The sequence below is a fragment of the Rhodospirillales bacterium genome, from assembly GCA_016872535.1.
GTDB lineage: Bacteria > Pseudomonadota > Alphaproteobacteria > Rhodospirillales > 2-12-FULL-67-15 > 2-12-FULL-67-15.
In genome coordinates this window covers 17,664-29,267 of the sequence record VGZQ01000040.1, presented here as the reverse complement: position 1 = coordinate 29,267, position 11,604 = coordinate 17,664, and the positions used below count along the sequence as shown (strand labels likewise).

The window sequence follows — 11,604 nt, the reverse complement described above, 5'->3', positions numbered from 1 at the left end:
CGCGAAGGCGTGGCGGTGCCGTTTTACGGCGTCGCCCGCTTCTACGAGGAAAACCATCATTGGCCGATGCAGACCCAGCTCCGCCGCCGGGTCGAGGAATCGATCGGGCCGGACATACCGCCCGCGGCGGTGCTCGACTGGTTCCACCGCCACCCGCCGGGCAGCACGATCGGACGGGTGCGCTACGCAGAGGCGCTGATCGCGACCGGCGCTACCGAACGCGGCAAGGCGCTGATCCGCGACGCCTGGATCACCGGCTCGTTTTCCAAGGCGCTGGAAAAAGAAATTCTCAAACGTCACGGCAAGTTTCTGAGCAAAGACGACCACGCCCGACGCCTCGACCGTTTGCTGTGGGACGGCAAGGTGGAAGAAGCCCGCCGCCTGATGTGGCGGGTCGATCCCGGCCAGCGCGCGCTGGCCGAGGCGCGCCTAATGCTGCGCCACCGCCAAGGCAACGTCGATCGCCTGATCGCGCGCGTGCCGGCGGAATTGCAGCGCGATCCCGGTTTGCTTTACGAGCGCGCGCGCTGGCGCCGGGTCAAGGGCAAGTACTCGGAGGCACGCGAGATCTTCGACAACCCGCCCAACGATCTGGAACGGGCCGATCTGTGGTGGCAGGAGCGCGCCGTTCTCGCCCGGCGGGGGTTGCGCGAAGGATACGCGGGCGACGCCTACCGGCTGGTCAAGGCCCACGGCCTGTCGCCGGGGCAATCGGCGCCGTTCGCCGACGCCGAATGGCTCGCCGGTTGGATCGCGCTGCGCTTCCTCGACGATCCGGCGAGCGCGCTTGTACACTTCAAAGCAATGCACGAGGCAGTGGTCTATCCGGTCAGCAAGGCGCGCGGCGCCTATTGGATCGGGCGCGCGGCCGAAGCGATGAAGGACGAGGCCGAAGCCGAAAAATGGTACCGCGCCGCTGCCACTCAGCCGACCGTGTTCTACGGCCAGCTCGCGGCGGCGAAGCTCGGCGCGCAATCGCGCCTTAAGCTCCCGGTCGAGCCGGAGCCGACCTCGGGCGAGGTCCAGGATTTCAAGGCGCACGAACTGGTGCGCGCGGCCCGGCTTCTGCACGCGCTCGGCTACAAGGACGACGTGCGGCCGTTCGTCCTTCAGATCGCGGAGGTCAAGGACACGCCCGGCTGGCGGCGCATGGCCGCGGGCCTGGCGCGGGCGCTGCAGCGCGAGGAATTGGCGATCCACGTCGCCAAGCGCGCGAGCCGCAGCGGCGTGGAGCTATCCGATTCCGGTTATCCGGTCCTGCACCTGCCCAAATTGTCTGCCGACGGCAAAGGCCGCGATGCGCCGGAATCGCCGCTCGTCTTCGCGGTCGTGCGCCAGGAAAGCGCGTTCCAGACCGACGCCGTCAGCAGCGCCGGGGCCAAGGGGCTGATGCAACTGATGCCCAAGACCGCGAGCGAGGTGGCGCGCGCGCTCAACATTTCCCACAATCCCGCCCGCCTGGCGGAGCCGGACTACAACCTCAGGCTGGGTCAAGCCTACCTGCGCGACATGATCGCGGAATTCGGCGGCTCGTACGTACTGGCGCTCGCCGCCTACAACGCCGGGCCGAAGCGCGCGCGCGACTGGCTCAAGGCCCACGGCGATCCTCGCGCCGGGGTCGAACAGGCGGTCGATTGGATCGAAATGATTCCCTTCGAGGAAACCCGCAATTACATTCAGCGGGTCCTGGAAAACCTCCAGGTTTACCGGCTCAAGGGTAACGGCGGTTCGCATGAGGCGCAAATCGCCGAACGGGATTTGAAACGCTAGGATAAAGGACGACGGCATGAAAAAAAGTTCCGCGTTTCACGGCATCGAGGCGTGCGTGTTCGACGCCTACGGCACCCTGTTCGACGTGGCGGCGGCGGCCCGGCGCTGCGCCGACGACCTTGGCGACAAGTCGGGGCCGCTCGCCGATATCTGGCGCACCAAGCAACTGCAGTACACTTGGCTGAGAAGCCTGATGGGCGAATATGCCGACTTCTGGAAATTGACCGGCGATGCGCTCGACTACGCTTTGGCGGCAACCGGCATGGGGGGCAATCCGGCGTTGCGCCGCAAGCTAATGAATTTGTACCGCGACCTCGACGCCTACCCGGACGCGGTCGATACGCTTCGCGCATTGCGCAAGGCGGGTTTCAAGACCGCGATCCTCTCCAACGGTTCGCCCGGCATGCTGCGCGCGGCCGCCGCCAGCGCGGGCTTGAATCGGTTGCTCGACCATGTGCTCTCGGTTCACGGGCTCAGGATTTTCAAGCCCGATCCGCGGGTCTACGGGCTGGTGACCAAGGCCTTCAAGGTCAAACCGGCAAAAGTCTGCTTCGTCTCCTCCAACAGTTGGGACGCCTGGGCCGGCGCGCATTTCGGCTTCCGCTCGGTATGGATCAACCGGTCCGGCGCGCCGCGGGAGAACATGCCGGGACGAATCGCGGCCGAAGCGCGCGCCCTCGCCGACCTTCCTCGACTACTCGGGATATGACCGCGCCCTCCGCGCCACCCTATCACGACCGGCGGTTCACCAGCAGCGACGGGCTTAATCTTTACTTTCGCGATTCAGGCGACCCGTTGTCGCCGTGCACGCCGGTTTTGTGCCTACCCGGCCTTTCACGCAATTCGCGCGACTTCGCGGCGCTGGCGCGGCGGCTCTCTGCGACGCGGCGGGTGCTGTGCCCCGATTATCGCGGCCGCGGCCAATCCGATTACGATCCCGATTGGCGCAATTACCACCCCCGCACGTATATCGAGGACATCCGCCATCTGCTCGCCGTCGCCGGGGTTGGCCGGGTGGTGGTGGTCGGCACGTCAATGGGCGGAATCCTCGCCGCCGGCATGGCGGTGGCGATGCCGACCGCGCTGGCGGGCGCCGTGATCAACGACGTCGGGCCGGAAATCGGCATCCGGGGGCTCGACCGCATCGTTGCCTACTTGCAGGACGCCGGACCGCTCGCCGATTGGACTGCGGCGGTGGCCAAGCTGCGTGCGAATTTTCCCAACCTGCCCGCCTATTCCGACGGCGACTGGCTCAAGATCGCCCAGTCCACCTACCGCGAAAGCCACGACGGCCTGCTCTATCCCGATTGGGACGTGCGCCTGGTCAAGCCGTTGCTGGCCAACGGAACCGAAGGCTATAACCTGCTGGCGTTGTTCGCGGCGCTCCGCGCGACGCCGGTGCTGCTGGTGCGGGGCGAACGGTCCGACGTTCTGCACGCCGACGCCTTCGAGCGTATGGGACGATTGCTGCCCGATGCGCGACGGCTGACGGTTCCCGGCGTCGGCCACGCGCCCAGTTTGTCCGAACCCCTTGCCCAGGAAGCCATCGATGAATTCCTCCGTCCCTTCTGAACTGCCCGCTTACGACGACGTCAAGGATGCCGCCGGTCGACTGCACGGCGTCGCGTTCGAGACGCCACTGCTGGAATCGCCGCTGCTCGACGACGAACTCGGCTTCCGGCTGCTGATCAAGGCCGAGGTGCTGCAGCGCACCGGTTCGTTCAAGTTTCGCGGCGCCTACAACCGTGTGTCGCGGCTTTCGGCCGACGAACGCCGGCGCGGCGTGGTCGGCTTTTCGTCGGGCAACCACGCGCAAGGGGTCGCCGCCGCCGCGCAACTGGTTGGGGCGCCCGCCGTGATCGTCATGCCCAAGGACGCGCCGGCGATGAAGATTGCCAACACCCGCGCCTACGGCGCCGAAGTGGTGCTGTACGATCGCCTCAAGGACGATCGCGAGGCGATCGGCGAAAAACTCGCGCGCGAACGCGGCCTGACCCTGGTGCGGCCGTTCGACGATTTTTACATCATTGCCGGCCAGGGCACCGGCGGGCTCGAAATAGCCCGTGCGGCGCGCGCGCGCGGGATCAAGCTCGACGCGGTTCTGGTACCATGCGGCGGCGGCGGATTGACGGCCGGGTTGGCGATCGCCCTGGCCGCCGAATCCCCCGGCACCGAGATGTGGGCGGTCGAACCGGCGGGCTGGGACGATTGGAAGCGCTCGTTCGCGTCGGGCCGAATCGAGCGCGCCGGCGGCCACGGCAGTATGTTGTGCGACGCACTGCTGTCGCCCTCGCCGGGCGTAATGACGTTCGCCATCAACCGCCGTTTGGTGAAAGGCGCGCTCGACGTCGACGACGACGCGGTGATGAAGGCGATGGCGCTGGCCTGGCGCCACTTCAAGCTGGTGGTGGAGCCGGGCGGCGCGGTGGCACTGGCGGCGGCGATCTCCGGCGCGTTGCCGGTCAGGGGCAAGACGGTGTGCGTGGTCTGCTCGGGCGGCAACGTGGAAGCGGCGGTGTTTCGGACCGCACTGGAGCGCTTCGCTTAGATTTTCTTTGCTTCGATCGAAGCGTCCTTGCCGGTGACGCGCGCGAGCGGCGTCGGCGTCGCCTCGCCCACCGGACTGGCGGATACGCGCGGCTCGTTCATGCACTTGCAATGGCCTTCGAGGAAGGCGCCGTTCTCGATCGACATGGATTCGTGCAGGATGTCGCCGACGACGTGCGCGGTGCGGGCCAAGTGGACGGAGCGCGATTTGATCAATCCGTTGACGCGGCCGTGAATCTGGACCACGTCGGCGAGCACTTCGCCTTTGATGTCGGCGCTTTCGCCGATCAGGACCGACTTGGCGCGCACGTCGCCTTCGACCGTGCCGTCGATCTGCACCTCGCCCTGGCTGGAAATGTCGCCGACGACGCGCATGTCCGCGCTGACGATGGATGGCGCCGGCGCGGGCGGCGGCGCGGCCACGGTCGTCGGCTTCTTATTCTTTGAAAACATGCCGTCCGGCCTTGATGAAATTCATCGGATTCTTGGGCTTGTCCTTGAACAGGACTTCGTAGTGCAGGTGAGAGCCGGTGCTGCGCCCGGTGTTTCCGACTAGGCCGATGACCTGGTTGAAGGTGACTTTGTCGCCTTTCTTGACATTGACCTTGGATAGGTGGCCGTAGCGCGTACGAAGGCCGTAGCCATGGTCGATTTCGACCAATAACCCGTATTTGTCCTGGTAGCCGGCGATCTTGACCGTGCCTGTGGCGGGCGCGTGCACCGGCGTCGCTTTCGGCGCGGCGAGATCGACGCCGTAATGCGCGCTCCACATGCCGTTGAGGGGGTCCTTGCGCTTGCCGAAAGGGCTGTTGATCGAGTAATGGCTGAGCGGCGCGGCGAGCGGCACGCGCTCCATCGCGTCCTGCAAGGCTCCCCAGCGCGCGAGTTGGTGCGAGAACGTTTCCATCTCGGACGCGATCGGGTCGTCTTCGTCGCCGGCCGCCGCCTGCGGCTTGAACGGAATGAAGGGGCCGCCCTGGCCCGTGCGCTTCTTGGTGTCGGGTGTCGCAAGCAGCTGGTTCGCGTCGATGCCGGCGATCTGAAGGACCTTTTCGGTCGATTCGACGAATCCGGAAGTACGTTCGGCGAGCTGGCGGACGGATTCCAATTGCGTTTCGCGGATGCTGGCGAGCCGATTTTCGGTGTCGCGCATCTGGCGACGCAAGTTGGTCGCCTCGAACATGGCCTGATTGCGTTCGGCGAGCGCGGTCTGCAAATCCTTTTCGGTGTGGTGAAGATTCCCCTTGAGCGTGAAATTGCGGCTGGCGAGGGATTGCATGTTGTTTTCGATCTGGACCAGCTGGGTACGGAGCTTTTCGCGCGCTTGGGCCATCTGCTCGCGTTCCTTCTCGGTGGCGAGCAACTGGGATTCGACCGAAGTGATGTTCTTCTGAAGCAGCGCGTTCTGCTCCTGAAGCGCGACGGCGAAGACGTTGTGCTCCTCGATCTCGCGCGTGATCATGTTGAATTTTTTCTGGTATTCGGCGATTTCGCCAAGCAGCGTGCGGTAGGCGTAACGCGCGGTGGCGATCTGTTCGTCCTTGAAGGCGACGATCTGGGTGTGCATCAGGAAGCGGAAGGAGGCAAAGCCGCCCCAGCTGGCAAGCCCGATCAGGAACAAAGCGAACACGAGCTGGGCATGCTGCGAGACGCGCATGTGCGCGACGCGCCCCTCGGTGCGGACGATGAAATGACGCTCCGGAAAGACCCGGTCGTAGCCGGCGCGCAGGCGGTCGCGCCAAGTCGGGCTATTTTGGGCAGCGGTTTGGAATCGGACCGGTTGGCGCACGTCTCCCTCGATTTTTTGTCCGAGATGCGTCGAGCCGATTTCGAAATCGGTCTTTTGCGCGCGCGCCACCGTTTTGAAACCGGCACGCCGACCGCGAACATTCCGAGGACCGTACCGACAGCCCGTAGGGCTGGCAAGCCTCTCGGTTGGTGCAAGCTGAGCCGAAAACGGGTTCCAATTCCGAGTCTTTTATTATTTTAATTCAATGGGTTGAATACGAAGCTCAGGGCAGTGGCGAGGAGCGCGCGACTGGAGGTCGCCGTTTCCTGCCGCTATCCTTTTGGCATGAGCGCAAACGATTCCTCCGGCGCGCCCAAACCCTCCGGCGGACCCGCGGCCCTCGGTTTTGGACCGCGCCATCCGGCATGGCACTTGGCGACTTGGTTTGGCGTTGGCCTGATGCCGAAGGCCCCCGGCACCTGGGGTTCGCTCGCGGCCGTGCCGTTCGCCTACGGCATCCACCATGTGGGAGGGGCCGCCGGCCTGCTCGTCGCCGCCCTGGTCCTGTTCGGCGTCGGCGTATGGGCGGCGGAAACGTTTCGCCGCCACGCCGGAACCGCCGATCCGCAAGCGGTGGTGATCGACGAGGCAGCCGGACAATGGTTGGCGCTGATCCCCGCCGGGGACGACATGCTGCTTTATGCCGCCGGTTTTTTCCTGTTTCGCCTGTTCGACATCTGGAAGCCGTGGCCGGTGTCATGGGCCGACCGTCGCGTCGGCGGAGGCTTGGGCATCATGCTTGACGATATGATTGCCGGCACCTATGCGGCGGCTGTTTTGTGGGGCGCGGCGGCGGCGCTGGCGCGACCATGACCACCCTCTTTCCCGCGCCGCTTCTCGCCCTCGCCGAGGAAACGCTCGACGCCTGCCGCGGCGCGGGGCTGATGCTGGCGCTCGCCGAATCCTGCACCGGCGGGATGGTCGCGGCTTGCCTTACGTCCGTTTCCGGGGCGTCGGCGGTGGTCGAGCGCGGCTTCGTCACCTACACCAACCGCGCCAAGCAGGAATTGCTCGGCGTGCCGCCGCACCTGTTTGCGAGCTTCGGCGCGGTGAGCGAGGAAGTCGCCCGCGCCATGGCCGAAGGGGCGCTGGCCCGCTCGTCGGCCCAAGTAACTATCTCGGTCACCGGCATCGCCGGCCCCGGCGGCGCGACTCCTGGCAAGCCGGTCGGCCTCGTGCACATGGCCAGCGCGCGCACGAGCCGCGCCACGCTGCACGAGCGCCACGTCTTTTCCGGCGACCGCGACGCGGTACGCCGCCAGGCGACCGAGGCGGCGCTCCGGCTGCTGCTGCGCCAGATGGCGGGTTAGTCGTCGTCGTAATCGCCCCGCTCGGCGCGCGGGTGGCAGGCGGGACAGTTCGATTTGGTGACGACTTTTGGATCTTTCCACACGCGCTCGGGAAAACGGTGTTCGCGCGCGAATTCGGGATTGTCGGTGATACGCTGGGGCGTTTCACCCGGACCGATCCGGCGGAGGTACTTGCGGGCGAGCTTGCCGGGCGCGGCGTCGGCGGCGTTGGCGGTGAGATAGGCCCGGATTGCCGCGACCTTGTTGGCGGAGAGTGAAGCGTTCTCGCCGAAGTGGTCGGCGAGCTCGCTCATCATCCGGTTCCAGGAGCGCGCCGGCAGAAACGCGGGCTGGAACGCCATATGGCATTTGCCGCATTCCTTGCGCACCAGGTCGTTGGTAACCGGCGGCACCCGATCGTCCGCAACGACGTGCGCGGACGACATCAGCGCGATCGCGGCCAGCGCGGCGGCGGCGTAGGTTCGGAACATGATCATTGCCCCAACATGAAGGTGATGTAGTCCCCTTTCTCGCGCGGCGTACATTCGCGCCCGAGCACGCCCTTGCAGTCACGGCCGAATTGCTTCTCGACCTCGGTCTTGTCGGTGAAACGTTTGGGATTGGCCGAAACCGCGATCGGTTCGATCTCGCGCCCCGTTTTCGCGTTGCGGCCCGTGGCGCGCGGATTTTCGGTGTGGCAGGAGGTGCACGCGGGCGTGCGGGCATCTCCGCCGCTCGCGGTCGCGCGAAACAGCTTTTCGCCGCGTTCGGCCGAAAACCCGGCGAACGACGGATCGGCGGCGCGCGCCTGAACGGTATAACCGGCGAGGATCGCATCGCGGCGCGCGTCGCCCGCCTGGGCGAGGACGGGCTGAGCGAGCAGCGCGCACGCGAGCACGGCCGGCGTTACGGCCTTGCGTGGCCGGAAAAACCGCATAAGCAGACGCTTGCCGCCGTACATGAAGGTGACGAAGGCGACATGGCCGAGCATGACTCCGAGCGCCAGTTCGGAAACCGCCTCGTGCGGGTCCTCGAGCCAAGTCCAGCCGTCGGCGAGCGCGCCGCTCGCGGCGGAAACGCCGATGACCGCGAACAGCACGGCGGCGAACCATGAGAACAAGGGATTGCGTCCTTTGCGTTCGATCAGCCACGTCACCAAACCCTTCGCGCTAGGACGCGGCAGCGCGAGCGGGCTTCCGACCGACATCACGACTCCCACCAGCAGCCGGGCCGCGATCGCCGCCAACACGGCGTAGCCTGCGAACAAGTGCATGGCGTAGGTGTCTTCGTCGGCGGTGACGTAGGCGATCAGGAACGAGCCCGCCAGCCAGGCGTGCCAAAACTTGAGCAGCGCGATCTCGATCTTGGGCGGCAGGCGGAAGGTCATGACGCGTCTCCTCGTCGGTCGGGCCGCTTAGTCGTTGCGTGAACGGCGCCCGCGGTCTTCGTGGCGGTCGCGGTTTTCGCGGCGCTCACGGTACTCATGGCGGTCCCGGTGCTTGTCGCGCGACTCGTACTTGCCGTACTTCCCGTAGTCGTCGTCGCCCCTGCGGTGGCGTTCGGTCTTTTCCTGCACGGCCTCGGCCGGCGCTTCCCGGACCTGGGTCGTTTGAGGCGCGGCCGCGTTGCCGGTCATCTGGGCGTAGGCGACGGCCGCCGCGCCGATCAGCGCCGTCGCGACCAGTCCGTGGACGATCATCTTGCCGAGCATGACGTGTCTCTCCTGTGAAGGGTCCCGAAACGCCGTGTCCCGGGTTGTCCTGCGCCCGACCATGCCACGGCGGCGCTAACCTGCCCCTGTCGGCCGGCGTCAGCGATTTGTTATCTTGGTTGGCGGAGAATGGGGCTTAAGGAAGTCGACATGACCCGGACCCGATTCCTGTTCGCCTTGATCTCTGCCGCCGTGCTATTCGGCGCCGGTACCGGCCTTGCCGATTCCGATCACGACGCCGCCCGGCGCGCGGTCGAACGCGGCGAAATCCGCCCCCTTGCCGAAATTCTCTCGTCCTTGCGCGACCGGATCGGCGGCGACATCGTCGGCGTCGAGCTGGAGCGCGAGCACGGCCGGTGGGTCTACGAGATCAAGGCGCTCGACGCGCGCGGCCGACGCGTCAAGTATTACGTCGACGCGCGCACCGGCGACATCCTCGGCGGCGAAAAGGGCAAGCGATGACCCGCGTGCTGGTGGTGGAGGACAAGCCGCGCATCGCCGCCGATCTCAGGCGCGCGTTGGAGGATGCCGGCTACCTGGTCGAAACCACCGCCGACGGCGAGGACGCCTGGTTCCGCGGCGACACCGAGGATTACGCCGCGATCGTCCTCGATCTCGGGCTGCCGGGCATGGACGGGCTTTCCGTGCTCCGGCGCTGGCGCGAGGCCGGGCGGACCATGCCGGTCCTGGTCCTGACCGCGCGCGGCAGTTGGGCGGAACGGGTCGAGGGCATCGACCAGGGCGCCGACGATTACCTGCCGAAGCCGTTCCACATGGAGGAATTGCTCTCGCGCCTGCGCGCGCTGATTCGCCGCTCGGTCGGCCACGCCGCGCCGACGGTGGCGGCGGGCGACGTGGTGCTTGACGAGCGGCGCATGAAGGTCAGCCTGCGCGGTGTTCCGGTCGCGCTGTCGCCGCTCGAATACCGGCTGGTCAGCTGCCTGCTCCGCAATCGCGGCCGCGTGGTGTCGCCGTTCGAATTGAGCGAGCACGTCTACGCCCAGGATCGCGAGCGCGATTCCAACGCGCTCGAAGTGCTGGTCGGCCGCGTGCGCAAGAAGCTCGGCGCCGATTTCATCGAAACCCGGCGCGGCTTCGGGTACATCGTTCCGTGAACGGGCCCAGGAACGCGCCCAAAAACGTACATGGGCCGTCGTTGCGCGTGCGTCTGGTCGCGGGCGGCGCGGCGGCGATCGCGCTGGCGCTGGCAGTGGCCGGTTTTGCCATCGCCTTGCTATTCGACCGCCACGTCACCCGGGTGCAGGCCGAAGAGATCGAAACCCATCTCCGCCAGCTCGCGGGCGGAATCGACATCGGCGCCGACGGCCGCTTGACCATTTCGCGCCCGCCTGCCGATCCGCGCTTCGGCGACCCGCTGTCGGGGCTTTATTGGCAGGTCGGCGACGCGGAAGGAGACGTGTTGCGCTCGCGCTCGCTCTGGGACTTCAGCCTCGCGCTCACTCCCGACACCCCGCGCTCCGGCGAATTGCACCAGCATTTCACGGCCGGCCCCGAGGGGCGGCCCCTGCTGGTCGCGGAACGGACGATCGAACTATCCGACGGGGCAGCGGGGCGGCCGGTGCGGATCGCGGTCGCGGCGGATCGTACGCGCATCGAACGCGCACGCGAATCCTTCGCCGCCGAATTGATGATCGCGCTCGGCCTGCTCGCGGCGGTTCTCGCCCTGGCGGCGTGGGTGCAGATTGGGCTCGGGCTCTCTCCCCTCGCCCAGTTGCGCCGCGCCGTTGCCAGCATCCGTGCCGGCGACGCCGCGCGCCTGCCCGAGGCGGTTCCGGCCGAAGTGCGCCCGCTCGCCGACGAGGTCAACGACCTGCTTGCCGAGCGCGAACGCCAGTTGGCCCGCGCGCGCGACCGCGCCGCCGACCTGGCGCATGGGTTGAAAACTCCGCTCGCCGCCCTGGCGGCGGACGCCCGCCGTCTGCGCGCCAAGGGCGAAGCCGAGGTCGCGGTGGGCATCGACGCGGTGGTGGAAACCATGCGCCGCCATGTCGACCGCGAACTGGCCCGTGCGCGCGCCGGCGGCGCGGCGCGCGACCGCGCCGCGGCCCGCACCGAGGTCGCGGCCCTGGTCGCCGGGCTGATCGCGACGCTCGCCCGCACAGGGGACGGCGAACGGGTGCGGTTCGAGAACCAGGTGCCGGAAACGCTCGCGCTGCCCTTCGAGCGCGCCGACTTGGCCGAGGTGCTCGGCAACCTGCTGGAAAACGCGGCGCGTTACGCGCACGGCTGGGTGCGGGTCACGGCGGGCGCTGCGCCGTCAACGATTGTCGTCGAGGACGACGGGCCCGGCATCGCGCTCGACGCGCGCGGCGAAACCATGCGCCGCGGCGGCCGCCTCGATCAAAGCGGCGGCGCCGGCCTCGGGCTCGCCATCGTACGCGACGTGCTGGAGGCCTACGGTTGGCGCCTCGAACTCGGAACGTCGTCGGATCTGGGCGGCCTCCGCGCCGAACTCAGGCCGCCCGAGGACCGTTAAC

At 67.2% G+C, this 11,604-nt stretch carries 14 protein-coding genes; 9 read left to right on the top strand and 5 right to left on the bottom strand.

Annotated elements, in window-relative coordinates; translation table 11 throughout:
• The 4 genes from FJ311_09500 to FJ311_09485 form a co-directional block, all read left to right on the top strand.
• Positions 1-1,770: lytic transglycosylase domain-containing protein (locus FJ311_09500; protein MBM3951675.1), on the top strand; the 1,770-nt coding region annotated here is incomplete at its 5' end.
• A gap of 16 nt (positions 1,771-1,786) precedes the next feature.
• Positions 1,787-2,479 (top strand): haloacid dehalogenase type II, encoded by a 693-nt coding sequence (locus FJ311_09495; GenBank protein ID MBM3951674.1) that lies wholly within the window; start codon positions 1,787-1,789, stop codon positions 2,477-2,479.
• Positions 2,380-3,342, top strand: a complete 963-nt coding sequence (locus FJ311_09490; GenBank protein MBM3951673.1) for an alpha/beta hydrolase — start codon at positions 2,380-2,382, stop codon at positions 3,340-3,342. The genes FJ311_09495 and FJ311_09490 overlap by 100 nt, the downstream gene beginning before the upstream one ends.
• A complete protein-coding gene (locus FJ311_09485) occupies positions 3,320-4,318 on the top strand; it encodes a threonine/serine dehydratase (GenBank protein ID MBM3951672.1) in 999 nt (332 codons plus the stop codon). Before FJ311_09490 ends, FJ311_09485 begins: the two co-directional genes overlap by 23 nt.
• Here FJ311_09485 and FJ311_09480 read toward each other — a convergent pair.
• Positions 4,315-4,770, bottom strand: coding sequence for a polymer-forming cytoskeletal protein (locus FJ311_09480; protein MBM3951671.1), 456 nt, complete (start codon positions 4,768-4,770; stop codon positions 4,315-4,317). The two genes, FJ311_09485 and FJ311_09480, sit on opposite strands and share 4 nt — an antisense overlap.
• Positions 4,754-6,175, bottom strand: a complete 1,422-nt coding sequence (locus tag FJ311_09475; protein MBM3951670.1) for a hypothetical protein — start codon at positions 6,173-6,175, stop codon at positions 4,754-4,756. The genes FJ311_09480 and FJ311_09475 overlap by 17 nt, the downstream gene beginning before the upstream one ends.
• Before the next feature lie 216 nt (positions 6,176-6,391).
• On the opposite strand from FJ311_09475, the gene FJ311_09470 reads away from it, so the two are divergent.
• The gene (locus FJ311_09470; GenBank protein ID MBM3951669.1) at positions 6,392-6,919 is read left to right on the top strand and encodes a phosphatidylglycerophosphatase A; all 528 of its coding nucleotides are present in this window, start codon (positions 6,392-6,394) and stop codon (positions 6,917-6,919) included.
• Positions 6,916-7,416, top strand: a complete 501-nt coding sequence (locus tag FJ311_09465) for a CinA family protein (protein ID MBM3951668.1) — start codon at positions 6,916-6,918, stop codon at positions 7,414-7,416. Before FJ311_09470 ends, FJ311_09465 begins: the two co-directional genes overlap by 4 nt.
• Here the strand turns inward: FJ311_09465 and FJ311_09460 are convergent.
• The 3 genes from FJ311_09460 to FJ311_09450 all read right to left on the bottom strand — a co-directional run bounded on the left by FJ311_09460 (position 7,413) and on the right by FJ311_09450 (position 9,106).
• Positions 7,413-7,841 (bottom strand): cytochrome C, encoded by a 429-nt coding sequence (locus FJ311_09460; protein ID MBM3951667.1) that lies wholly within the window; start codon positions 7,839-7,841, stop codon positions 7,413-7,415. The two genes, FJ311_09465 and FJ311_09460, sit on opposite strands and share 4 nt — an antisense overlap.
• Positions 7,842-7,888: 47 nt before the next feature.
• Positions 7,889-8,668 carry a DUF1924 domain-containing protein gene (locus tag FJ311_09455; GenBank protein MBM3951666.1) on the bottom strand — a complete coding sequence of 260 codons (780 nt, stop codon included), beginning with the start codon at positions 8,666-8,668 and terminating at the stop codon, positions 7,889-7,891.
• Between the two features lie 141 nt (positions 8,669-8,809).
• Entirely contained in the window at positions 8,810-9,106 is a 297-nt protein-coding gene (locus FJ311_09450) for a hypothetical protein (protein MBM3951665.1), read from the bottom strand.
• 150 nt (positions 9,107-9,256) lie between these two features.
• Between FJ311_09450 and FJ311_09445 the strand changes: the two genes are divergently transcribed.
• Genes FJ311_09445 through FJ311_09435 form a run of 3 tightly spaced genes read left to right on the top strand, consistent with a single transcriptional unit; the run spans position 9,257 to position 11,603 of the window.
• The gene (locus FJ311_09445; GenBank protein MBM3951664.1) at positions 9,257-9,568 is read left to right on the top strand and encodes a peptidase; all 312 of its coding nucleotides are present in this window, start codon (positions 9,257-9,259) and stop codon (positions 9,566-9,568) included.
• Positions 9,565-10,221 carry a response regulator transcription factor gene (locus tag FJ311_09440; protein MBM3951663.1) on the top strand — a complete coding sequence of 219 codons (657 nt, stop codon included), beginning with the start codon at positions 9,565-9,567 and terminating at the stop codon, positions 10,219-10,221. The genes FJ311_09445 and FJ311_09440 overlap by 4 nt, the downstream gene beginning before the upstream one ends.
• Positions 10,218-11,603, top strand: coding sequence for a sensor histidine kinase (locus FJ311_09435; GenBank protein ID MBM3951662.1), 1,386 nt, complete (start codon positions 10,218-10,220; stop codon positions 11,601-11,603). Before FJ311_09440 ends, FJ311_09435 begins: the two co-directional genes overlap by 4 nt.
• Position 11,604: the final 1 nt, after the last annotated feature.